Below are 22,382 nucleotides of genomic sequence, written 5' to 3' on the forward strand. Positions count from 1 at the left end.
CGGCGGGCGCGCGCCCCTCATGGGGAACCCGGCCCGTCAGGATCTGGTAGAGCATCACTCCCAGGGCGTAGACGTCCGTGCGCGGCGAGAACGCCTCCGTCCGGCCTTCCACCTGCTCGGGCGCCATGTAGAGCGGCGTCCCGACGGCGGTCCCCGTGCGGGTGAGCGTCCCGGCTCCTTCGGCCAGGTGGGCCAGCCCGAAGTCGCCGACCTTGGGCTCGCCCGAGGCGGTCACGAGAACGTTCTGCGGCTTGAGGTCGCGATGGACGATGCCGCGCTCATGGGCGTGCGCGACGCCCCGCGCGGCCTTTTCGAGAAGCTCCAGCGCCTTCCGGGAGCCGGGCTCCTCGCGCTCGAGGAGCTCGGAGAGCGGCCGGCCCTCCACGAGCTCGAGGATGAGCCACGCCCCCTCCTCGCCGCCGCCCGCGTCGTAGACGCGCAGGACGTGGGGATGGTCCATGCGGGCCAGAGCCTGCGCTTCCCGGCTGAAGCGCTCGCGGGCCGCCTCGTGTCCGAGCAGGACGTCCTTGAGGACCTTGACGGCGACCTCCCGGCGCAGTTCCCGGTCACGGGCCCGGTAGACCGCCGAGGTCGCCCCGTGTCCCAGAAGCTCCAGGATCTCGTACCGCGGAGGCACGGGGAGCGCGCGCGCGGGCCGCGCCCGTTCGTGCCGCGCCAGGTCCGTCCGCAGGAGATCCGCCAGACCTTCAGAGCCCGAGGAGGTTTCTCCACTCATGTTCGAGGTCCCGGTCGTCTCCGGCCGTTTCGGCCAGGGCGGCGCGCAGCTCCCGGCGGAGGTCTTCGCGCACCGCGTAGAGGGCTTTTTCCACCTCGCCCACGCCGAGCCCCAGGCGAGCGGCCAGCTCGGCGTACGACGGCCGCCGCGCCTCGGGAACGAGCGCGAACTCCTCATAGGCGCGGAAGCGCAGGCCGCGCCCCGATTCCTCCCAGCGCCGCCGGACGCGGGCGAGCGCCGCGCGAACGAGCTCCTCGAACCAGACGCGCTCGAACGCCCGCTCGGGATCCGCTTCAGGTCCCGCGCCGGGTTCCGGAAGAGCTCCCCGGACCTCGTCCAGGGAGAGGATCTTCACGCCGCCGCCCCGCTTGAGGCGCGCCACGTCGCGTTCCTCGCGGCTGACGAAATGGCGCAGGAGCGTCTTGAGAAAGGCGCGGAATCCGCCGCGCGCCGGATCGTACCGGCGGAGCGCCTCGCTCTCGAGAAGCCAGGCGAAAAAGGCCTGCGTGAGGTCCTTGGCATCCTCGTTGGAGCGGGCGCGGACGAGGCGGACGTAGGCGTACACGGGTTTCCAGTAGCGGCGCGCGAGGTCCTCGAGCGCCCGGGCGTAGTCCGCGGCTTCAGGGCTCCGGAGGGCGCCGAGAAATCCGATCGTGGTCCGGGGGAACTCGCGCCCCGCGCCTCCGAGGCTCGTGTCGAGGAAGTGCATGGCCTCCTACTTTACGCGCGGCCGGTCCGGCTCTGAGATTCTACCCCGGCGGAGGCCCCATTTTTTCGGGAAGATCCGCCCGGAAACGGGCTATAGGAGATCGGAGCGGGGAGAAGCGAGGTCCCGGTGTGCAGGGGGTGTTCATGAAGCTGCTTCTTCTCTGGGCGGTTCTGGGGGGCGGGGACGGTCTCGGCGAGGACGATTTCCGCAAACTCCATGAGGCGCTCCGCCCGCCCTCCCAGGAGGCGTGGCGCTCGATTCCCTGGAAGGTTTCCCTGGTCGAAGCGCAGAACGAGGCGGCCCGAAGGAAGAAGCCGCTCTTCCTCTGGTCGATGGACGGAAACCCGCTCGGTTGCGGCTGAAACAACGTCATCCTCGACCGTGCGTCGACCTTCAGCGATCCCGAGGTGATCTCGCTCGTGCGGGAGAAGTGCGTCGCCGTGGCGATCGATCAGTGGTATCACCGCCGCCAGAAGGACGCGGAGGGGGACTTCTACCGCAAGGTGGCCGCCCAGGCGCCTTACTTCAAGGACTTCAACCAGACCACCCAGGGGCTTTACCTCTGCGACGCGTCCGGAAAGCTCCTCGCGTGGACCAACCACCGGTCGCCCGAGCGGGTCAAGGAGATGCTGCGGCGCGGCCTCGACGCGTTCGTTCCCGCCGAAGCGCCGCTTCTGGAGAATCCGAGACCCGACCCGGACTTCAATTTCAGGCCCCCGGCGGGAGGGCTCGTGGTGACGGTGACCTCCAAAGTCCTCGAAGGCTACGAGCCCGCGGACGACGCCGTCACGCGGGCGTTTCAGGAGTCGCTCGGCCGCGACGTCCTCTGGGTGCGCAAGGACGAGCACGAGGCGCTGGCCCGCGGGGAGTTTCCGGCCACGCTCGGGCGGCGGATCGCGCGATATCATCTCTTCGACAACACCCGCGGAGAGCCTGCGCCCTGGCCGGCCGAAGCGGTCCGGGCGGCCGAGTTTTTCCTTCGGGACGGCGTCCTGACCGGCCGGGTTCATCTCGAAACGCCCGACGGCCGGCTCGGTTACCGCGCGGATCTGCGCGGCCGGATCGAAACGGCGGAAGGGCGCGTGACGCGTTTCGACCTTGTGGCGCGCGGCGCGGCCTGGGGCCACAGCGGATGCACCGAGGCGGCCGCGCCCAAAGACCGCTTCACTCTGGGGATCGCCTTCCGGCTGGCCTCCGGTCAGGACGAAGCGGATCGCGTGATGCCGCAGGGCGCCAAGGCGTGGTTGCCGGAGTACCTCCGCTAGAGAGGGCGTCGAAAGGAGCCGGCGCCTCGGTCCGGATCCGTGTCCCGCGCCGGCGAAGGAAGGGCGCGGCCGTCGATCTTCCCGCGCCGATGCTTCCGCGGGGGGGACCTCCATGCCCTTATTTTTTCACCGCCGCCCGAACCACGGCCGCCGCCGGCCCCAGCCCCGGTCCCGCGGGAACCGGCGTTCCCTCCCCGAACGGCAGCGCCGCCGCCCGCACCGCCAAATTCACGACGACAAACGAAAGCGCCGGCACCAGGAAATACATCGCCGACACCCCCAGGAAAAGATTCTCGATTCCCCACCCGCCCGGCTCGAACGCCTCCAGCGACGACCGCCGCGACGTGAAGGCCGTCAGCGCCGACCAGCCCACCGGCCAGAGCTTCATCGAGACGAACACCTTCCCGTAACTCACCAGCGTCCCCCACCGGCCCGGCAGAAGCGCCCAGAGCCCCGCCACCGGAAAAAGCCCCGCCCACAGCATCAGCGACAGCCCGTAGATCGCCGGTCCGTAGGAGACCGCGATGTAATACTTCTGCTTGGCCGAGAACCGGTCCGTCACGTCCTGCGAGAGCGCCGCCACCCCCGAGACGACGAAATTCACCGCCTTTTCGAGAAAGCCGGGCGCCCCCTCCCCCACCGACTGCCCTTCCGCCGTCCACGAATAGCTCCCCAGCGCCTCCGCCGCCAGGCGCATCTCGTGCGTCGGACTCCCCGGATCGTCCACCGCCCGCCGCGCGACCTCCTCGAGGTACCGCTCGCGAAACTCCCGCAGGCGCTCCGGCTCGCGCCGCCGAACCGCCTCGAGCGTCGCGCGATGAATCGGGTCCCCGTCCACGTGTTCCCGGATCCGCTTCCACAGCTCCGCCCGCGCGCGCTCGCAGGGCTCCGTGTAGGGAAGCGCGCCCTCCCGGAAAAGATTCGCCCCCCGAGGCTCCGCGACCGCCAGCGCCGGCTTCGCGCAGGCCTCGAGGAATTCCGCCGCGTCGTTCCCGAGCCCCGGATCCACGATCCTCGCCCAGGCCGCCATCGCCGACACCCGCTCCCATTCGAAAGGAGCCGTCAGAAAGTCCTCGTTGATCGCCTTCACCGCGCGCTTCTGGAGAACATCCGCCGCCTGCCCCAGATATCCCACGAACCGCGGGACTTTCATTTCCTGCATCGGGGCCGGCGAAAGAAGCCACCACGCCAGGAAAAGATAGAGAACATGCACCCCCAGACCGGATACGCCGCCCCGCTCCGCCATCCGCCATACCGACGCGGCCACTCCTCCCAGTCCGAGAAGCAGCGGCACCCCCGCCGCGGAGAAAAGCTCCATCAGGCGCCCGGCCAGCGAGTAGCCGGCGTACTCGAAAACGGTGTCGACCGTGCTCACGCCCCCGCCAGCTCCCGGAGCGCCGCGCGCAGGTCTCCGCCCTTCTCCCGCACCGCCGCCTCCAGCCGCAGATTGTCCTTCGGGTCCGTGGTCGAAACCCAGTATCCCATCGGGTCCGGCACCAGCCGGGCCACCCCCCGCGTCTCCGTGGACTGAAGAAGCATTTCACTGAACTTCCCCTTCACCGTGCGGATCCGCCCGAGAAGCGCCTTCTCCTCCGGCGAAAGATCCAGCAGCTTCTCCATCGCCAGCACCGTCTCCGGCGTCTGCTGGAGAAACACCCGGTTCGGCGCGTTCGCCCGGATCGCCTCCCCCGTCCGCCCCTCGAAGTCCGTCACCTGCTGCGTCACCATGATCGCCGCCGCGTTCAGCTTCCGGTACGTCCGCAGCACGTCCTCCAAGAACTGCGCCGTCGTCGCGCTCTTCAGCAGCGTCCAGGCTTCGTCCACGATGAGATACTTCTGCACCTCCAGATGCGTCCGGGCGTACTCCGTGATCCGGTGGATGAGCGCCATGAGAAGGACGCTCGCCACGTCCTTGCGCTTGGCCACATCCCCCAGCTCGTAGACGGTCAAGAGCCCCCCCTCGTCCGGCGCCGCGGGCCGGTCGAAGAAGCCCGCGTACGCCCCCTCCCCCGTGAACATCTCCAGGCAAATCGCCAGGTCCCGCGCCGCCGCTTCCGCATCCTCGGAAAGCGCGCGCCGCACGTCCCCGATCCGCACCTCGCGGCCTCCCGCCCCCTCGAAGGCCCGCACGATCGCGCGCGCGACGAGGCTCCGCTCCTTCACGGTAAGCTCCCGCTGCCCCTGCGCGCACATCTCGGCGACGATATCGGTGAGAAAGAGCTTCTTCTCCTCGTCCAAGGCCGTCCCGCAGGGATTGATGCTCCGCGGCGCCCGGGGATCGAACGCCACATACGTCCCCCCGAGGATCGAACAGAGCTTCCGATAGCTGTTGCCGCGGTCCAGGACGAACACCCGCGCCCCGCGGCGCGCCGCCGAGAGGATGAGATGGTTGGCGAAGACGCTCTTGCCCGAACCCGACACGCCCGCCACGATCCCGTGCGGCGCCACCGTGGAGTCGAAAAACGAAAACGTCACCGGCTCCCCTCGGCGGTTGACGAGCAGGAGATCCGGCGTGGGCGTCCCCTTGAGCGCCCCGTAGAACGGCAGCAGGTGGGCGAGATTCAGCCCCAGGAGACGCCGGCCCCGGCGGAGCGCCCGGTCGTTGGCCGGATCGTACGCCAGGGGAAGCGCCTGAAGGAAAAGCGTGCCCGCCAGGGACGCCTCCCGCACCATCTCGACGCCCACCCGTGAAAAGGCGTTCACCGCTCCGTCCGCGCCGTCCCACGTCAGAAGATGCAGCCGCGCCGCATACACCCGCGCCCCTTCCGTGAAAATCTCCGCCTGGACCCGGTCCACCTCCTCCTTCATCGCGGCCACGTCCGCCTTGTCGTCCCCTCCGGACAGCTGGCAGAAGGCCAGGCGCTTCTTGGCCGCCAGGAACCGCCGCACCTCCTCGACCCGGCAGACCTCGACGTTGAACGCGAAAATCCCCTCCAGCGCCGCGTCCAGAGGCAGCATTCCCGCCCAGGTTTCCCGCGGAGCCTCCCGCGCCGTCAGCACCGAAAGCGTCCGGCCTCCCAGCCGAAGCGACGCCTCCTCGATCTCCGCAGGGGTGAACGCCAGGCCCTCGCGCAGAAGGGACGCCCCGTCCTCCGGCGGCGCGGGCGCCTCCCTCCCGGGATTGAGAATCCCGTAGACGAGCGCCCGGAACGCCCCGAGATCCAGGCGCGAGAAGCCCGCGCCCATCTGCGTCAGCAGATTCTCGAGCGCCTCGCCCCGCTCCAGAAGCGCTCCCTTCTCCCGCGCGTAGGCCCCGTGGAAGCGCGCCTCGATCGTCCGCTCGCCCCGCAGCGTGTACCGAAGCCCGTCCGCCAGTCCCGGCGCCCGCCAGGCCGGAAACGTCCGCAGCGTCACGAAAAGCCTGAGCGTCCGAGCCGCAAAGAGCGTCCCCTCGTGCCGGATCTCGAACGACCGCGTCGCCCGCGCGCGGGCCTCCGCCAGGTCCCGCAGAAGCCCGTCCCCGGTGGTCGCCGCCATCCACCGGCTCAGATCCGGAGCCCGCGCGCTCACCAGCAGGAACTGCGCCGCCGCGCCCTCGGGGAAAAGCGCCAGAAGCGCCTCCACCCGCCGCGCCACCTGCCCGAGCGCCGTCTCGGAAGCCACCTCGCCTTCGGGCGGCTCCACGCGCCAGGCCAGGCCCAGCGACCCGTCGCGCTGGACGAAGACGGAGCCGTCCGGATCGTACGAGTGATAAGGCAGAAGCTCGGGAAACATCACGGGCTCCGATGGGGAACGACCACCCGATCCCACTCCAGTCCCCGGAGCGGCCGGAGCGCCTCCGCCGGCGCCTCGCCGTCCGCGGGCGGCTCGGGATCCATCCCGCGCTCGGTGAACCACTCCGCCTCCCGCAGCCGGAAGAAAATCCAGTGCTCCCCGATCAGGAGATCCCGGTCCGCGTGGGAAGGAACGTACGCCGCGAAAACCTCCGGGGCGGCCAGGACGGGGATCCGGGCCTCCCGCCTGAGAGGCGAAGGCGCGTCGAACACCCGGAGCTCGTGCCCCGATCCGTAGGCCTCCGCCACGGACCGCCCCGACGGCGCCGCCAGCCCGCATCCCGCCCCCAAAAGAAGAAGCCCGACCGGAAGCCCTTTCATCGCGCTCCTCCCTCCCGGCGATCCAGCCCCTCGAAGGGCGACGGCCCTCCTCCCTCGGGCGGCGGATAGCCCTCGAGCGTCGCCCCGCCGATGAACGCCACCGTCACCCGCCGGGCGTTCGGCACGTAGATCGCCGGAACGATCTCCTCGAGCCTCCGCGAAACCGCCTCGCTCAGACGTCCGAACGCGCTCGAGACCGCCCGGGCCCCCGCGAAGCGCACGGGGTCTCCCGTCACCGCTCCCTGAAAGCCTCCGAGAGGCGTGGCCTGAAGCGTCGTCTCCCGCTGCGCCGCCGCTTCCGCGCCCCCGGAGAGACCTCCCGTCAGAGCCGAAAGCGTCAGAATCTCCTCGGTGCGCCATACGTAGTGTCCCCGCAGTCCCTGGATGCCGTCCTCGTCCACCACCCAGCCGTTCACGCGCGCCTCGGAGGGTTTGCCGTCCGGCCGCACCGCGCTCAGCGTTTCAAGCTGCACCACGGCGCGGCGGGAATTGGCGTCCCCCTGGGCCTTGCCCACCAGGAACGCCCCCGCCAGCGGCACCCGCGAACGCTGCGGCCCGACGAGCGCGGCGTCGAGCCGGAGAAGCACCGGCAGCGCCTCGCCCGTCGTGGGGGCGAAGACGCCGGTCAGAAGCGTCGCTTCTCCGAAGCTTCCCGCGGGGACATGCACCGACCGTCCGGGGACCTTCTCGAACTCGAACGTCCGGAACCGCGGGGGCGGCGGCGCCGGCGGCTCGGACGGCGGCGCTTCGGGCCGAAGCTCCCGCAGAAGTTTTTCGAGGCTCGACGCCTGCTGCCGGCCGCTCTCCTCGAGGCGCTTGCGGGTCTCCTCGAGCTGCCCCCGAATCGCCGCGATCTCCCGTTCGGCGGCTTCCACGCGCTCGCCGTACACGGCCAGCATGTTGCGCACTTCCTGGGCGGTGGGAAGGCCCAGATCGAACGATCCCGCGCGGGAATCCGCCTTCGCGACCGGAGCCGGCGACCCGCCCCGCGGAGAGGCGAGGACCGCAGCCGCCCCGAGAAGAACCACTCCCGCCCCGCCCCAGAGAAGCCTTCGCTTCACGGCGCCTTCCAGAAGACGAAGTAGAGGAGCGTCTCCTTCCCGGGCCCGAGCACCATCTCGCGAGCCCCCGCCAGAACGAGATCGCGCCCTGCGAACCGCGAGGGATCGAGCCGCCGCGTTCCTCCCGCCACATTCCGCGCCCGGAGCACGTATCCTCGGAAGGACGCCGTGTCGTACACCCAGGCGAGCCGAAGAGAAAGCTCCGGCGGCCCCTCGAGGGGCGCGTCCGCCTTCCACACCGCGCCCTCGACCGGACGCCTTCCCAGGCGCATGGTCCGCAGAAGCTCGACCGGCTCCGGAACGCCGCGACTCCCCCGGGGAGCGGGGCGCACGATCCGCACGTGGCCGTCGTACGACCCCGCCGCCGGCCGCACGGCCAGGCGATAGAGCGCGCCCGACGCGCCCAGAACGTGCAGATCCCCCTCGACCGGCCGCAGGAGCTTCAGGAACAGGTTCTCGCGCCGCCGCTCGATCGAGAGGTCCCCTTCGTTCCAGCCGGCCACGAGGGCCTCGAGCGCTTCTTCCGGAAAGCTCACCACGGTCGCCGGATGGCGCCCCTCCGCCGACACGGGCACGCGAATCTCGACCGCGCCCCCGGAAGCCGCGACCTCGCGGGCCTCCTGCAAGAGCGCGAGAAGCGCCAGGGCGATCACGATCCCGCCTCCCGGATCGCCGCCCGCAGGGTCTCCAGCGTCGGCAATCCCTCGATCACGCGTCCCGTCCGGTCTTGGCGCGCCGGGGCCACGATGAGGGTCGGCGTGCGGCGGACGGCCGGAAGATCCCGCGCGGGCCGCAGGACGATCTCCAAGCGGTCTCCGAATTCCTTCCGGAGCACGGGAAGCACTTCGCGTTCCAGCTGATCGCAGTAGCGGCAGTCCGGCTGCGTGAAGACGGTCAGGCGCGTGGTTGCGGCGGGCGCGGATCCGGCGGGGCTGGACGAGAGCGCCGCGCGCGGCGCGCCGCCCCAGGCGAGAACGGCCAGCACGGACCAGGGCAGAAGGAGCGCCAGGCGCGCGAGATTCTCCCGATCGCAGGCCACCGAGAGCGCCGCCAGGGCCGCCGAAAGTCCCGCCGCCGAAAAGCAGATCCAGCAGGTCAGGCCGGCGGAGACCAGCTGAGCCACAAGGAGCACATGCACGCCGAATCCGAAAAGAAGCGCGGCGAAGAGGAAGCGCGTGGGCCCCGCGAAGACGGCGGCGAGGAAAAGCCCCGTGTAGAAGGCGAACCCGACCAGTCCCAGCGAGAATCCGCCGGCCCGGCAGGCGCCGCACGGGTAGGTCCATTCGAGCGTGGCCGCCGCGCCGGCCACGAGCGCCTGGACCGCCAGGACGGCCACGAGCGCCTTCCACGCCCGGCCGTTCACAGCGGCACCTGGAAGAGGGACGTCAGGAGCTTCGGGAAAAGGGCCAGCGCCACGGCCGCCAGCGTGCAGATGGCCGCCATGTCCCACTCGCCGCGCTTGACCCCCTTCCCGATGACGCCGTGCAGGAAACAGTACGCGGCGCAGACCGGAAAGATCCACTTCACGATCACCTTGAGAATGGAGCCGAAAACGCCGCCGGACGTGTTCGCCAGGTCGTCCGCGGCGGCGGTTCCCGCCGCGCCGAGCAGCGCCGCGGCGGTCCAGAGCGCGAGCTTCATGAGGTCCTCCTCTCGAGCCGTCCGTTCCGGCTGTGCGCCGCGGACGCGCCGACTCGACGCCCGAAAATCCGCGTCGAGCCGGAAGGCGGTCCGCGCACCTGCCCCGTGGAGGCCGCATGAGTTTCCGAAAGCCGTGCCCGCGGACGCTCGACCGGCCGATCGTCCTTTTCGGCCTGGAACCGGACGAGTTCGTGGCCGTGGGGCTCGGCGCGGGAGCGATCCTCTTCCTGTGGGACGGCGTGCCGGCGGTTCTGGCCGGGGCGGTCCTCTGGGTGGGTCTTGCCCGGATCAAGGCGGGAAAACCCCCCGGGCATCTCTATGAGCTTCTCTATCGATCCGGCCTGCTCGGCCGGATGCCGGGATTCCTGCGCGCTCCCCATCTGGTGCCGCGCCGGGTCCGCGCGCTCGATCCTTTTCCGGGAGCCGACGATGCCGCCGCCCGAGAGTACTGGTTCGACCGTCCCCTGCTGGATCCGTGAGGAGGTGGACCGATGGAAGCGCCGGTGGCCCGCGGCGATTCTGGCGGCCGCTCTGGCGGCGCAGGCGCTGGCGTTGGCCGCGCTCTGGGCCGCTTTGGGCTCGGCGCCGCCGCCGGTCTTCTACGGCCTCCCGTGATCGTCGGAACGCTTCTCGTTTCCAACCTTCTTCTGGCGGCCGGACTGACGGCGCGGGCGCTCGCCCCCCGCCCGGTCCGGATCGTCCCGTCGGCGCGCGCCGAGGCGACGCTGTTCCCCGGCGTCGTTCCCCAGGAAGCGCTCCGGGAATTCGCTCTCCGGTATGTCCTTCACTTCGACAACTACACGCCGGCCACGATCGAGGAGACGACGCGCACCCTCCGGAAGATGATCGCCGCCCGCTCCTGGAGCGGCGCCGCCGAAGCGCTCGAAAAGCGCCGCCAGGTGGCGCTCGAGGGGCGCATGTCGTCCCAGGTCCTGCCGCTGCGGGTGCAGGCGGAGGGATCGCGCGTCACGGTCGAAGCGATCCGGCGGACGTTCATCTCCGACCGGCTTTCGCGCGAAGCGCGCGTGCGCTACGAAGTGACGCTCGAACCGCAACCGCCGACGGACGCGAATCCGTTCGGACTCGGCGTCGTGGCGCAGGAGATCCATGAGCTTTAGACGCTTCGTTCCCTCGATTCTCGCCGCCGCGGCGGCGGTGGCGGCCGCGCGCGGAGAGTCCGTATGCCGTCACGGGACAACCGGAGCGACCCGTCCCGTGTCGCTCGCGGCGGTGGCCCGGGCGCAGGAGGAAGTGACCCGAAAGCTTTCCGAGGCGTTCGGCGACGTGGGAAAGCTCGATCCGGCGGCGCCCTTCGATTCGGGCCTGCCGGCCTGCGCGGGACGGCGCGAGCGTCGCGCGGCGGTCCGGATGCCCCCGGAGCTCGTGGGGCGGACGTTCGCCTTCGCTCCCGAGGGGCGTTTTCCGGCGGCCGACGTCCGGGTGGCGACCTCCTGCCGGCGGCTGATGGACGCGGAGGCGGACGCGCTGGCGGACCCGGAGCTTGCGGGTCGGTTGGGCGTCCGGTGCACGCCCACGTGGGTGAGGGTGCGATCGGAGGAAGAGCTTGAGCTGGTGGAAGATCCTTAGCGCGGCGGCGCTTCTGGGGCTTCAGGACCGCCTGCCGTACGAAGGTACGCTCACGGCGGCGACGCTCATTCCGAGGATGGACGTGACGTGCCTTCTTCGGACCTGGAAGATCAAGGGCATCCTGGTCTGTCCGTGGAGGGGGGACCGGTACGCGTGCCTCTGGGTGGAGAACGCGTATCCGTGCGGGATTCTCGAGGTGGTGCGGCAGCCGTTCCGGAGCCATCTTGCGGAATTTCCGAGACTCCCGGGGCGGATCGGATCGTCCGGCCATCGGGAAGGGAACCTGCAGTTCGCGGAAGGACGCGTCCTCACGTTCGTTCCGCCGCTCGTGCAGAATCTCGAAATCCCGATCGCCGCGCCGCGAAGCCGGTATCAGCTGAACTACGTCTCGGAGCTGGACGCCTTCGGGTGGAGGACGGGGCTCCTGGACCTTCTTTTCGCGCGGCCGGGCGACTGCATGGGAAACTGGGGCTGCGCGGTACCGCGCTCGGGGTTCGTGCTTCAGCAGAGCGAAGTCCTGGCGGCCCACCTTCAGGCGATCCGGGCTGGGAGGGTGGCGGCGCGGCCCTGGGGCCGCGTGGTGATCTATCCCTACGCGTACGAGCCGCGGCTGGGGCACTTCGTCCAGATGGCGGCGCCGGCCGTCAAGGCGTGCGTTTCCATCGGGCATCCCGATCTGGCGGCGCTGGAGCGGGGGTCCGGTTCCCGTCCCGGCGCGTATCTTTTCGTTCATTGGGGTCTTTTCGAAGCGTGCCGGCGGTGCCTGCCCGTGCGCTTCCTGCCCCCGAGGCCGCCGCGGTGAGGTGGTGGGACGCTCGGGCGCGGGCGCACGCGGCGCTCCTGAGCGCCCATGCGGCCGCGGTGGGGGCGACGGCCGACGACGGGCCGCTGCGCTGGGGGGCCTGGTCGGGCGCGGCGCTCCTGGCCGGACTCGTCCTTCGACCGCCGGGAGGAGTCCGCGCGGGGAGCGATCCCTTGCTCCTCGGGGAGATCCCCTGTCGGTCCGAAGGTTTTCTCGTCGGCCGTGGGTACGAATGGACTTCCGCCGCCGCGCAGGAGGCGCTGGAGCAGGGCCGTGCGGCGCCGCGTCCGGAGGGGGATCTGGTTCTCCCCGCGTCCCTCTTCGAACAGCACGTTCTCATCCTCGGAACGACCGGAACCGGGAAGACGCGGCTTCTCGAACTTCTGGCGCTTCAGGCCGTGGCGCGCGGCGAGACGACGGTGGTGATCGATCCGAAGGGCGATGACGGCCTCGAAACGCGCATCCGTCGGGCGGCCGGGGACCGCTTTCGTCTTTTTTCCCTGCCGCACCCGCGGCGGAGCGTGCGGTACAACCCCATCGGCCGCTATCGGGACGTGCGCGAGGTGGCGGACCGGATCGCGGCGCTCCTGCCCTCCTCCGGGGACGCGCTTCCCTTCCGGAATTTCGGCTGGGAGATCGTCCACACCGCGGCGCGCGAAATGCACGGGCGGACGCCCATGACGCTGCGGAATCTCAAGCGCGCGGCGATCGACCGGCCCGTGGGGCCTCTGGCGGCGCGCCCGCGGGAGCATTACCTCAAGACGGCCAGCGCGCTGATTCCCGTCCTTTCGAAGCTCGCGACGGATCAGCTTTCGCCCGAGGACGGCGGGCTCACGTGGGAAGCCGCCGACGAGGGCCGCTGGGCGGTCTATTTCTCGCTTGGGAGCCTCCTCGGATACGAGACGGCCTCGGCGGTGGCGAAGATGGCGCTTCTGGATCTTCAGTCCTACGTGGGGGGCCGGTACGCCTATGCGAAAGGGCGGACTCCGATGTGGCTTTTCGTGGACGAACTCGGGGACGTGGCGACGCCGGAGCTCGTGAACCTTCTTAATAAAAGCCGGGGCGCGGGGCTGCGCGTCGTGGCCTGCGGCCAGACGGCGGCGGATCTCGAAGCGGCGCTCGGAAGCCGGGCGCGGGCGCTGCAGGCGCTGGGGAACGCGAACACGGTCTTCCAGTTCCGGGCCCAGAGCGCGCCCGACGCGGAGGTCTTCGCGCGGATGGCGGGCGAGAGGCTTCTTCGCACCCGATCCGAAGGGGCGGCGTACGAACCGGCGCTTCTCGGATCGGGGTTCCGGACGGTGGACGACTTCCGCGCGCGGTTCTCGGAATCGTTCGAGTGGCGGGACCGGCCGCTTGTGCCGCCCGCGGCGCTCGTGGAGCTTCCGCGATTCCACTACTTCGCGCGCTGGGAGGGCCGGGTGTACCGGGGGCGCACGGCGCTCGTGTCATGATCTGGATCCCGTGGATCGCGGCGGCGGTGGGAGCCGGGTGGCTTTTCGGACGCGGAGACGCGGCGGAGAACTTCCGGCGGCTGGAGGAATCCGCGCTTCGGGAGGGACTTCTCGCCCTCCTCGGGGTGACGGGGGGCATGTGCCTTCGCGACCGCGTGCGGCTGGGAAGAACGTACGCCTCGCCGACGGCGGCTTATGTCGGGAAAGCGCTCTTCATGGCCGCGCTCGGAGGGGCGGCGGCGTACGCGTTCTCGCCGGTCGCCTGGCCGGCGCGCGTCCTGGACGCCCTGGCGGCCGCGGCGGCGCTGGGGTCGGCGCTCTGGCTGGGCAACCTCCCGCGGAGACTCTGAAGCGGAAACGCGCCTTCGGCTTGCATCCCCCGCCCCGGCGGTGTTTCATAGCGCCGTGCGCGTGCTCATCCTCAGCCATCCCGTCGATACGCCCAGCACGAAGTACCGCGTGCTGCAGCTTCTTCCCTTCTTCCAGAAGGACGGAATCGAGGTGGAGCGCCACGACATCCCGTCCGGCATCGCCGCCCGGTGGAAGCTCTTCCGGAAGGCCCGGGGGTTCGACGTGGTGATTCACCAGAAGCGTCTCCTGCCCGCCTGGCAGTTCCGGATGCTCCGCCGGCGCGCCCGGGCGCTTGTCTACGACTTCGACGACCCCATGATCTACAGCCGCCGCGGGGACCGCGTGGAGCTCTCCGCCACGCGGGTGGCGCGCTTCCGGGAAATCCTGAGGCTGGCCGACGCCGTCGTCGTCAACCACGCGGGAACCGAGGCGCTCGCGCGGGAGCACGGCGCCTCGCGCGTCCATGTGGTGCCCACCTCGGTGCTTCTCGAGCGGTGGCGGATGAAGGACTCGTGGAAGGCCGAGCGTCTCACGCTCGGCTGGGTGGGCTCCCCGGCCAATCTTCCCAACCTGCGCGAGATCGCCCCGGCGCTGCGCGGATACCGCCTCAAGCTCGTCAGCGACGAGCCTCTGGAGCTTCCGGGCGTGCAGGTGGAATTCGTCCGCTGGGACTACGCGACCGAGCCCGACCACGTGCGTTCCTTCGACGTGGCCCTGGCGCCGCTTCCCGACGATCCCTGGAGCCGCGCGAAGATGCCCTTCAAGATCCTCTACTACTTCGCCGCGGGCGTGCCCGTCGTCGCCTCCCGGCGCGGCGCCGTGGAGACGGTCATCCGCGACGGCGAAAACGGGCTTCTGGCCGGCGACTGGCGCGCCCGGATCGAGGAGCTCGGCGACCCGACCCTGCGCGAACGGCTGGGCCGGGCGGGCCGCCGGACGGTGGAGGCCGAATACACCGCCGAGGCCGCCTACGGCCGGCTCCGGGCCGTCCTCCGGTCGCTCGTTCCGCGCCCGCCGGGGTGACCGCCGGGCGCCTGCGGACGAACGAGGGCGGCTACCCCCGCGCCCGCCCGCGGGCGAAGGCGTGGAATTGGTCGACCACGTAGTCGATCATCGCGTCCGTCAGGCCCGGGTAGACGCCCACGAAGAACGTGTTCGTCATCACGAGGTCGCTCCGGGCCAGATCGCCCACCACCCGGCGGCGGATCTTCGTGTAGGCCGGCTGGCGGATGAGGTTCCCCGCGAAAATCATCCGGGTCTCGATCTTCCGGGACTCGAGGTGCGCCACGAGCTCCTGCCGGGTGAAGGGCGCGCCGGGGCGGACCGTCACCGGAAAGGCGAACCAGGAGACGTCCGCCCGCGGGTCCCAGCGCGGAAGGATGAGGTCCGGAAGGTCCCGCAGTCCGTCGTAGAGCCGCCGGAAGTTCGCCTGCCGCCGGGCGATGAAGGACGGCAGCTTCTCGAGCTGCGCCAGCCCCACCGCCGCCTGAAGGTCGGTCGGTTTGAGGTTGTAGCCGATGTTCGAGTAGATGTACTTGTGGTCGTAGCCCCGGGGGAGGTCCCCCAGTTGCCAGTCGAAGCGCTTGTTGCAGGTGTTGGACACGCCCGGCGCGCACCAGCAGTCCCGCCCCCAGTCCCGGACGGACCGCGCCACGCGCGCGTGAAGCGCCCGGGAGGTCACGACCGCCCCGCCCTCGCCCATCGTGATGTGATGCGCCGGATAAAAGCTCACCGTGGCGTAGTCCCCGAACGTCCCCACGGGCTTCCCGTTCCAGCGGCTTCCGAGGGCGTCGCAGCAGTCCTCCACGAGGTACATCCCGTGGCGCCGGCAGAGCGCCGCCACGCGATCGAGATCGAACACGTTCCCGAGCGTATGGGGCAGGACCACCGCCCGCGTCCGGGGCGACACGGCCGCCTCGACCTGGTCGAGATCGGCGTTGTAGGTCCCGATCTCGCAATCGACGAAAACCGGCACCAGGCCGTTCTGGACGATCGGCGCGAGCGTCGTCGGAAAGGTCACCGCGGGCGTGATGACCTCGTCCCCGGGACGCAGGGGATTCTCGAGCATCTCCGACGTCAGCGACGTCAGCGCCACCAGGTTCGCCGAGGATCCCGAGTTGACGAGGATGACGTCCCGCACCCCCAGGAAGGCTTTGAGGCGCTCTTCGAACCGGTCCCCGAACGGCCCGAGCGTGAGCCAGCACTCGAGCGCGGCCTCGACGAGAAGCGCCCGCTCCTCCTCCCCCACGACGCGTCCCGCGTAGGGCACCTTGTCCACGCCCGGCCGCCACGGCGCGGGGGCCTCCGCGCGCGCGTAGCGCCGCACGAGCTCAAGAATTTCCTTCCGGAGAGCGTCCATAGGAGCGGTATGCTAGCTCAAGGGCCTCGTCCACCGAGAGCAAATTCGTTCGCAGCTCCGACCTCGCCCGGTCCGTGCGCAGCCCCGCCCGCAGCGGCCGCGGCGCGCGCGGCGGCGCCTGCCGGATCGAGACCGGCCGGAACAGCCCCGGATCCAGCCCGAATCTCCGCGCCACCCGCAGGGCGAACGCGTACCGGTCCATCCAGTCCGTGCCGGCCACGTGCCAGACGCCCGTGCGGCCCGAGAGGACAAGCTCCGCCACGGCCTCGGCCAGGTTGGGCCCGTAGGTCGGCGTGCCGAACTGGTCCGTCCAGCAGGGCACCGGCGCCCGGGCCGAAAGGAGCCGCGCGAAGAAGCTCCGCCCGGACGGCGCAAAGACGAGCGACGTCCGCACCACGAGACTCCTGGGATGCACCGTCCGCACGATGCGCTCCGATTCCCGCTTCGTCCGGCCGTAGACGTTGATCGGATCGGGCCGGTCGTCCTCCGCATACGGGCCCGCCTTGCCGTCGAAGACATGATCGGTCGAAAAGTGGGTGAAGTGACGGCCCCGAGCCGCCTCGGCGGCGCGCCGGGCGCCGTCCACGTTGACCGCATAGGCGTCCCCGGGATGGTCCTCGCAGAAGTCCGGATCCGCCAGACCGGCGGCGAGAATCACCGCGTCCGGATCGAAAGCCCCGACGGCCCGTTCGATCGAGGCGGGGTCGTGAAGATCCATCTCCGGACGGCGCACGCCGCGGACCTCGTGGCCCGGAAACGCGGAAAGCAGCAACCGGCCGACTTCCCCCGAGGCGCCCAGAACGAGAATCCGCACGTCACGAAAGATGCCGACGGTACCAGGCGATCGTCTCGGTCAGCCCGCGCTCCAGATCGTAGCGGGGCGTCCACCCGAGCCGCTCCCGCGCCTTGCGGCACGAAAGCCACTGCCGCGCGATCTCATGGGCGGCGTCGTTTCGGATCTCGGGCTCGAGACTGGAATTCATCAGGCGCAGGATCCGGCGGACGACGTCCAGAACCGACGTGGGGGTCTCCGTCCCGAAGTTGAACGCGCCGACTTCGTCCGACTCGCCGAGGGCGAGGTACGCGGAGACGGCGTCCTGCACGTACAGGTAGTCCCGCAGGGGAGTCCCGTCCGACCGGATCACGGGCCGGCGTCCCTCGAGGACGGAGCGGATGGTGCCCGGCACGATACGGTTGTAGTTGCGGTCGCCGCCGCCGTAGATGTTGCCGCAGCGCACGATCGCGATGGGAAGCCCGTAGGTGGCGAGGTAGCACTGGGCCAGAAGGTCCGCGCAGGATTTGGAGGCGTCGTACGGATGGCGGCCCCGGAGCGGCATCTCCTCCGTGTAGGGCAGGGTCTCGAGATCCCCGTACGCCTTGTCGCTGGAGGCGAAGACCAGGCGCCGGAGGGGCTTATGCTGCCGGGCCGCCTCGAGCACGTTCCAGGAGCCGCGGATGTTGGCCTCGAAGGTCGAGACCGGGTGGCGGTTCCCCACCGCCACGATCGCCTGGGCCCCCAGATGGTAGCAGACCTCGATCTCGTACTCGTTGAAGGCGCGAAGGACATCCTCCGCGCTCTCGAGGGCTCCGCGAACGGTGACCGTTTTGCGCTCCAGGCCGAGAAGATGGAAGTTCGAGTCGGGAACTTCGTCGCGCACGAGGCACACGACCCGGCGGCCGCGTTCGACGAGCGCCTGGACGAGCCAGCTTCCGACGATCCCCGTGGCCCCGGTCACCAGGACGTTCATTCCCAGACCACCCACGGGCGGCGCCCCTCCGCCCACATGCGGTTCAGGCGCTCCACGTCCTTGAACGTGTCCATGCACATCCAGAAATCCCGGTGCTCGTAGACCGCCAGCTGCCCGCGGCCCGCCAGCGTCCGGAGCGGGTCCTCCTCGAGCACCGAATCCTCCGTCAGGTAGTCGAAAATCTTCCGGTTGAAGACGAAGAACCCTCCGTTGATGAGGCCCTCGAGGCGGGGCTTTTCCTTGAATGACCGCGCCAGGCCGTCCTCCGATTCGATCACGCCGAAGGGGCTCATGGGATGGACGGCCGTCAAAGTGGCGATCTTCTTCTTGGCGCGGTGGAAGGCGACCAGCCGGTCGAGGTCCACGTTGGCCAGGCCGTCGCCGTACGTCACGCAGAAGTCGTCGGACTTGATGTACTTGCGGATCTTGGCGACCCGCCCGCCGGTGGGGGTGTGAAGCCCCGTGTCGGCGAAAGTGATCTGCCAGTCTTCCGGGGGACGCACCTCGTGGACGACCTGCCGGTGGTCCCGCAGGTGCAGCGTCACGTCGTTGGCCATCCAGGGGTAGTTGAGGAAAAACTCCTTGATGAGGTGTCCCTTGTATCCCAGACACAGAATGAACTCCCGGAAGCCGTAGCGCCCGTAGATCTTCATGATGTGCCAGAGGATGGGCATGTCCCCGATGGCGACCAGGGGCTTGGGCTTGAATTCGGTCTCCTCGCGGAGACGGGTCCCCAGACCGCCGCAGAGAATGACGACCGGAATCGAGGAGTTTCTACCCATTCGGGAGAAGAGATGGCAATATTAGGGGCCTTCCGGAAGGGGATCAAGTGAAAACGCGGGCGATGGCGGCGGGGGCGCTCCTTTGGGCCGCCGGATGCATGCCCTGGCCGCGACCGGATCCCTTTCCCGAGCTCGTCCGCCTGCTGCACTCGGCCGGCACGGAGGACCACGAGAAGGCCTTTCAGGTCCTGCTCCACGCGGGATCCCAGGCGCTTCCTCTCCTCAAGGCGGCGCTTCCGCTCGGGGCGGCGCGCGGGTTTCCGCTCGTGGCGGTCCTGTACGCCCTGGGCGAGGGCGACGCGGTGCCCCTGGAATTCCGGATCCGCCACGCGGCGCTCTTCGACTGGCCGCGCCCCTACGCCGTCGAAAACGCGGTGGTGGAGCCCTACGTGTGGGACGAGCTGGAGCGGGACATTGTGCGGACGGGTCGGCCCGCCCTGAGGCCGCTGGCCGAGGCGCTCGCCCGCGAGGCGTCCACCGAGGCGCGCGCCCTGCGGCTGGCGCGGCTCATGATCTGGATCGGGGGCTACGGCGCGGCGGAGGCGTTCGCGCGGCTCCTGGACACGCGGCGGGATCTGGGCGGACCGCGGGTGTGCGACGTGGCGGCGGCGGCGATGCTTTATCTGGGGGAGCAAGAGCCGGCGCTGCGGGAGGTCCGCGCGGAGGCGCGCCTGGAGGCCGCCCGCGCGTGGTGGACCCAGGCGCGGGAGGAGCCCGAAGAGGAGTGGTCCCGCCGCGCGGCGCTCGCGCTGGCGGAGCGCGCCGCCGGCGGAGACGAAGCGGCGCGCGCGGTTCTCGAGCTCGTGGCGGGCGGGCCGGTGGAGGACCCCGCCCTCTGGCGTCCGGGTCCGCCGCGGGACGCGGAGCTCCCCCCCGAGCGGCACCTTCCGGCCCTCTCCGCGGGGCGCGCCCCCGCGTGGGCCGCGGAGCGCCGTCTCGAGCGCCTCACGGGGCTTCGACTCGCGCCGCCCCGCTGGCGCCGCCTCGGCGAGCTGACATCGGCGATCCGCCTGTGGCGCCCGGCTCCCGACCTCGAGCGCGCCTGGAAGCGGCTTCTCGAAGGGCGATCTCTTCGGCTCTCCGTGACCGCCGTGGGCCTGCATCCGAAGCGCGAGACCGCGGGGGTTCTGGGGGTCGAGGAAACGTACTTCCACGCCTCCGAGGACGGCTCCGTGGAACTGGCGCTCGAAGTGGAAGAGGGAACCTACGTCCTCTACGCGCGCGCCCGCCGCGCCGGCACGCGCCTCGTGGCGGCGGAGTACCTCAGCGCGGAGGGCGGCCAGCGCGGACGGGTGGAGGAGCACGCGGCGGACCGCCCCGCGGTTCTCTTCTCGGCGCCGCTCCGCGCCGCGCTTCTCGTCGAAGTGGCGGAGGTTCCCGGGCGGCTCCCGCCGCGCCCCCCGGAGGCCCTCCTGGCGGACATTCGCGCCCGGCTCCGCGCGGCCGCCGCCGAAGCGCCCGGAAGCCCTTCGGCGCGGCGCGCCCTGCGGGCGCTCGGGTATTGCCAGAACGACCAGGACGCGGAATTCCTGCGGGAACGGGGGGCGTACGAAGCGCTTCTCCTTCTGGGCCACCCGGCCGCCCTCGAGGGCGCGCCCCGACTGGAGCCCTACGAGATCGAGATGGCGCTTCGCAAGGCGCGCGACCCCGCCGTCGTCCGGTACCTCGAAGCGCTCAGAACCGAAGGCCGGCGGTGACGTAGACGCCGAAAAGGTCCACGTCCGCCATGAACTCCTCTTCCGAACGGCGGTCCGAGAAGTTGAGCCGCACGAACTTGTACCCCACGCCCGCGAAGACCGGACCGATCTGGCCGGTCGCCTCCACGTAGGCCTCCACATATCGGGCCGACATGTCCCCGGAGGAGAACGTCATCCCGACGACCTCCGCGTCGCCGCGGAGCCACGGCGTCACGCGGACCATCGCGTGAATCCCGACCACGGGGAGCCCGGCCACCCCGCTGTCCTCCCCGGACCCCAGATCGCTTTCCACGGAGCCTTCGCCCCGCAGAAGGCGTCCCCCGCCGATAATCCCGAGTTCCGCCTCCAGAAGGTCTCCCAGGGGCAGGGAGGGAAAGACGAACTCGTAGGAAAGGTAGTAAACGTCCAGCTCCATCTCGGATTTCACGCGGGTGCCGGTCGTGAACGTCTGGCCCGCGAACGTGAACGTGCGGGTCACGGTGGAGTCCCCCTCGTAGTCCACAAACCAGGCGCCGGCCGTGAGGCGTCCCAGCAGAGGCAGCGTCAGGGAGGCCTGAAGCTCGTGGGCGAGGTCCGGGCTGTCCACGCCCAGGTCCCGGTCCAGGTCAAGGTCGGTGCTCGGAATGGACTCGCCTTCGGCCTGAACGTGGCCGTCGATGTGGGCGTACCATTCGCGCAGGCGGAGCCCTACGGTTTCGTCGGACGCCGCGCTCGCCAGGAGCGCGGCCAGAGCGGTCACCAGCGTCATGAAGCCCTCCCCGGTCGGTTCGCCCTTCGGGAAAATTATACCCCCTGGGGAACGAGGGTGGCGGCGCGGGTCTCGTCCCGGGCGGAGGTCCGGGCCGCCAGGAAACAGCACAGCGAGGCCGGAACGAGCGCGGCCGAGAAGATGAGGAACGCCTGGAGGCGTCCCAGGGAGTGATCCACGAGGCCGAAGACCGGCGGCGCCAGGGTGTCGCCCAGGAGATGCAGGACGAAGACCGCCAAGGCCCACGCCATGGCGCGCTGAGTGGGGTGGGTGACGTTCGCGATCTGCGTGTTGACCGCGGGCATGCAGAGGAAGATGAAGAACGCGCCCAGGGTGAGGACGGGCAGGAAGACCGCCGGCCGGGGCGCCAGGAAGCCGACCAGGAGGGAGGGGAGCGCCAGGAGGAAGCTGACGCCCGCCATGGCCGCATAGGCGCCGCGGAACCGGCGGGCCAGGCGGTCGCCGATCACTCCGGAGAAGGTGTTGCCCAGGCCGCCGGCGATGAGCGCAATGACGCCGAGCGCGATGCGGGCGCGGCCCTTTTCCATGCCGCGCTCCTGCACGAAGAACTCGACGCCGAAATGGATGAGGGGGACCAGGATGATGACCGCGAAGGCCTGCGCCAGGACGATCCAGAGAAGCGTCGGCGTCCGGAAGAGCCTCAGGTACTCCCGCACGCCGCCGCCCCGGACCGGGGCGTGAGGATCGCCGGCGGGATCCGTGGCTCCGCGCGGCGGATCCGCCAGGAGCGCGATGAGGAGAGCCACCACGAACCCCGGAAGGCCGGCCGCGTAGAACAGGGTGCGCCAGCCGAGCTCCAGCTTGAGAAAGATCCCGGCGAGAATGAAGGCCGCGGTTCCCCCGATGGGGAGCCCCAGGTAGAAGACCGAAAGCGCGCGGCCCCGGCTATCCCGCGGAAAGTAATCGCTGATGAGCGCCGATCCGACGATAAGGCAGCCGGCTTCGCCCAGCCCGATGAGCACCCGGGAGACGTACAGCACGCCCTTCGTGGGGGCCCAGCCGGACGCCAGCGTCGCCAGGCTCCAGACCACGATGCACGCCGCGAAAAGCAGCGGGCGCCGGAGCCGATCCGAGGCGTACCCGATGAAGGGCGAGCAGGCCATGTACCCCAGCGTGAAGAGCGTCCAGAGCAGGCCGAACTCCGCGCTCGTGAGCCCCACGTCCCGGCGGATGGGTTCTTCCAGCGCGCTGACGAGCTGTCGATCAAGGTAGCTCAGGAAGTTGGCCGAGAAGATGACCGCCAGGGCATAGCGGGCGGAGCGAGGCGCGCGGGGGACGGATTCGATCACGCTGCGGGTCCTGTGGGCCTGCGTCCTCGCGGTCTCCGATA

The 22,382-nt window shown here is 70.4% G+C and carries 26 protein-coding genes; 11 read left to right on the plus strand and 15 right to left on the minus strand.

The genetic code is table 11. From position 1 onward, the window contains the following. On the minus strand, window positions 1-736 hold a 736-nt coding region (locus VNO22_09560; GenBank protein ID HXG61611.1), incomplete at its 3' end, for a serine/threonine-protein kinase. Beyond that, window positions 708-1,445: a sigma-70 family RNA polymerase sigma factor gene (locus VNO22_09565; protein ID HXG61612.1), complete on the minus strand. Its 738-nt coding sequence runs from the start codon at window positions 1,443-1,445 to the stop codon at window positions 708-710. The genes VNO22_09560 and VNO22_09565, both read right to left, overlap by 29 nt. 143 nt (window positions 1,446-1,588) lie before the next feature. Here VNO22_09565 and VNO22_09570 point away from each other — a divergent pair, with 143 nt between their 5' ends. Together VNO22_09570 and VNO22_09575 are read left to right on the plus strand one after the other, a co-directional pair. Then, on the plus strand, window positions 1,589-1,807 hold the full coding sequence (locus tag VNO22_09570) for a hypothetical protein (protein ID HXG61613.1): 219 nt from the start codon (window positions 1,589-1,591) through the stop codon (window positions 1,805-1,807). Between the two features lie 45 nt (window positions 1,808-1,852). Further along, window positions 1,853-2,710 carry a hypothetical protein gene (locus VNO22_09575; protein ID HXG61614.1) on the plus strand — a complete coding sequence of 286 codons (858 nt, stop codon included), beginning with the start codon at window positions 1,853-1,855 and terminating at the stop codon, window positions 2,708-2,710. Window positions 2,711-2,828: 118 nt separating this feature from the next. Here the strand turns inward: VNO22_09575 and VNO22_09580 are convergent, their stop codons facing one another. From VNO22_09580 to VNO22_09610, 7 genes are read right to left on the minus strand one after another with little or no spacing between them, the layout of a single operon-like run. After that, on the minus strand, window positions 2,829-4,085 hold the full coding sequence (locus VNO22_09580; protein HXG61615.1) for a hypothetical protein: 1,257 nt from the start codon (window positions 4,083-4,085) through the stop codon (window positions 2,829-2,831). Continuing rightward, window positions 4,082-6,424 carry a TraC family protein gene (locus tag VNO22_09585; GenBank protein ID HXG61616.1) on the minus strand — a complete coding sequence of 781 codons (2,343 nt, stop codon included), beginning with the start codon at window positions 6,422-6,424 and terminating at the stop codon, window positions 4,082-4,084. Before VNO22_09585 ends, VNO22_09580 begins: the two co-directional genes overlap by 4 nt. Continuing rightward, window positions 6,424-6,804, minus strand: coding sequence for a hypothetical protein (locus VNO22_09590; GenBank protein HXG61617.1), 381 nt, complete (start codon window positions 6,802-6,804; stop codon window positions 6,424-6,426). Before VNO22_09590 ends, VNO22_09585 begins: the two co-directional genes overlap by 1 nt. Continuing rightward, window positions 6,801-7,865, minus strand: coding sequence for a TraB/VirB10 family protein (locus VNO22_09595; GenBank protein HXG61618.1), 1,065 nt, complete (start codon window positions 7,863-7,865; stop codon window positions 6,801-6,803). Before VNO22_09595 ends, VNO22_09590 begins: the two co-directional genes overlap by 4 nt. Further along, window positions 7,862-8,518 carry a hypothetical protein gene (locus VNO22_09600; GenBank protein HXG61619.1) on the minus strand — a complete coding sequence of 219 codons (657 nt, stop codon included), beginning with the start codon at window positions 8,516-8,518 and terminating at the stop codon, window positions 7,862-7,864. The genes VNO22_09595 and VNO22_09600 overlap by 4 nt, the downstream gene beginning before the upstream one ends. Then, window positions 8,515-9,228 (minus strand): hypothetical protein, encoded by a 714-nt coding sequence (locus VNO22_09605; protein HXG61620.1) that lies wholly within the window; start codon window positions 9,226-9,228, stop codon window positions 8,515-8,517. Before VNO22_09605 ends, VNO22_09600 begins: the two co-directional genes overlap by 4 nt. Then, window positions 9,225-9,506, minus strand: a complete 282-nt coding sequence (locus VNO22_09610; protein ID HXG61621.1) for a hypothetical protein — start codon at window positions 9,504-9,506, stop codon at window positions 9,225-9,227. Before VNO22_09610 ends, VNO22_09605 begins: the two co-directional genes overlap by 4 nt. Before the next feature lie 116 nt (window positions 9,507-9,622). Here VNO22_09610 and VNO22_09615 point away from each other — a divergent pair, with 116 nt between their 5' ends. From VNO22_09615 to VNO22_09650, 8 genes are read left to right on the plus strand one after another with little or no spacing between them, the layout of a single operon-like run. Then, window positions 9,623-9,985, plus strand: a complete 363-nt coding sequence (locus VNO22_09615; GenBank protein ID HXG61622.1) for a type IV conjugative transfer system protein TraL — start codon at window positions 9,623-9,625, stop codon at window positions 9,983-9,985. Window positions 9,986-9,989: 4 nt separating this feature from the next. Continuing rightward, window positions 9,990-10,121: a hypothetical protein gene (locus tag VNO22_09620; protein HXG61623.1), complete on the plus strand. Its 132-nt coding sequence runs from the start codon at window positions 9,990-9,992 to the stop codon at window positions 10,119-10,121. Continuing rightward, window positions 10,118-10,624, plus strand: a complete 507-nt coding sequence (locus tag VNO22_09625; protein ID HXG61624.1) for a TraE/TraK family type IV conjugative transfer system protein — start codon at window positions 10,118-10,120, stop codon at window positions 10,622-10,624. The genes VNO22_09620 and VNO22_09625 overlap by 4 nt, the downstream gene beginning before the upstream one ends. Then, the gene (locus tag VNO22_09630; GenBank protein ID HXG61625.1) at window positions 10,614-11,093 is read left to right on the plus strand and encodes a hypothetical protein; all 480 of its coding nucleotides are present in this window, start codon (window positions 10,614-10,616) and stop codon (window positions 11,091-11,093) included. Before VNO22_09625 ends, VNO22_09630 begins: the two co-directional genes overlap by 11 nt. Then, window positions 11,071-11,895 carry a hypothetical protein gene (locus VNO22_09635; GenBank protein ID HXG61626.1) on the plus strand — a complete coding sequence of 275 codons (825 nt, stop codon included), beginning with the start codon at window positions 11,071-11,073 and terminating at the stop codon, window positions 11,893-11,895. The genes VNO22_09630 and VNO22_09635 overlap by 23 nt, the downstream gene beginning before the upstream one ends. Beyond that, window positions 11,892-13,346, plus strand: a complete 1,455-nt coding sequence (locus tag VNO22_09640; protein HXG61627.1) for a type IV secretion system DNA-binding domain-containing protein — start codon at window positions 11,892-11,894, stop codon at window positions 13,344-13,346. Before VNO22_09635 ends, VNO22_09640 begins: the two co-directional genes overlap by 4 nt. Then, a complete protein-coding gene (locus tag VNO22_09645; GenBank protein HXG61628.1) occupies window positions 13,343-13,696 on the plus strand; it encodes a hypothetical protein in 354 nt (117 codons plus the stop codon). Before VNO22_09640 ends, VNO22_09645 begins: the two co-directional genes overlap by 4 nt. A 55-nt stretch (window positions 13,697-13,751) precedes the next feature. Next, entirely contained in the window at window positions 13,752-14,720 is a 969-nt protein-coding gene (locus VNO22_09650) for a glycosyltransferase (GenBank protein ID HXG61629.1), read from the plus strand. A 31-nt stretch (window positions 14,721-14,751) separates the two neighbouring features. On the opposite strand, the gene rfbH is transcribed toward VNO22_09650, so the two are convergent. From rfbH to rfbF, 4 genes are read right to left on the minus strand one after another with little or no spacing between them, the layout of a single operon-like run. Then, complete coding sequence (rfbH, locus tag VNO22_09655; GenBank protein ID HXG61630.1) at window positions 14,752-16,056, minus strand: lipopolysaccharide biosynthesis protein RfbH; 1,305 nt, start codon at window positions 16,054-16,056, stop codon at window positions 14,752-14,754. Continuing rightward, entirely contained in the window at window positions 16,028-16,870 is an 843-nt protein-coding gene (locus VNO22_09660) for an SDR family oxidoreductase (GenBank protein ID HXG61631.1), read from the minus strand. The genes rfbH and VNO22_09660 overlap by 29 nt, the downstream gene beginning before the upstream one ends. 1 nt (window position 16,871) lies before the next feature. Further along, on the minus strand, window positions 16,872-17,804 hold the full coding sequence (locus VNO22_09665; GenBank protein HXG61632.1) for a GDP-mannose 4,6-dehydratase: 933 nt from the start codon (window positions 17,802-17,804) through the stop codon (window positions 16,872-16,874). Beyond that, window positions 17,801-18,586 (minus strand): glucose-1-phosphate cytidylyltransferase, encoded by a 786-nt coding sequence (rfbF, locus tag VNO22_09670; protein HXG61633.1) that lies wholly within the window; start codon window positions 18,584-18,586, stop codon window positions 17,801-17,803. Before rfbF ends, VNO22_09665 begins: the two co-directional genes overlap by 4 nt. A gap of 47 nt (window positions 18,587-18,633) precedes the next feature. On the opposite strand from rfbF, the gene VNO22_09675 reads away from it, so the two are divergent. Then, window positions 18,634-20,283 (plus strand): hypothetical protein, encoded by a 1,650-nt coding sequence (locus VNO22_09675; GenBank protein ID HXG61634.1) that lies wholly within the window; start codon window positions 18,634-18,636, stop codon window positions 20,281-20,283. Here VNO22_09675 and VNO22_09680 read toward each other — a convergent pair. Together VNO22_09680 and VNO22_09685 are read right to left on the minus strand one after the other, a co-directional pair. Then, complete coding sequence (locus VNO22_09680; GenBank protein ID HXG61635.1) at window positions 20,261-21,031, minus strand: hypothetical protein; 771 nt, start codon at window positions 21,029-21,031, stop codon at window positions 20,261-20,263. The two genes, VNO22_09675 and VNO22_09680, sit on opposite strands and share 23 nt — an antisense overlap. Before the next feature lie 35 nt (window positions 21,032-21,066). Continuing rightward, the gene (locus VNO22_09685; GenBank protein HXG61636.1) at window positions 21,067-22,341 is read right to left on the minus strand and encodes an MFS transporter; all 1,275 of its coding nucleotides are present in this window, start codon (window positions 22,339-22,341) and stop codon (window positions 21,067-21,069) included. Window positions 22,342-22,382 lie beyond the last annotated feature (41 nt).

Source organism: Planctomycetota bacterium, from assembly GCA_035574235.1.
Taxonomy (GTDB): Bacteria; Planctomycetota; MHYJ01; order MHYJ01; family JACPRB01; genus DATLZA01.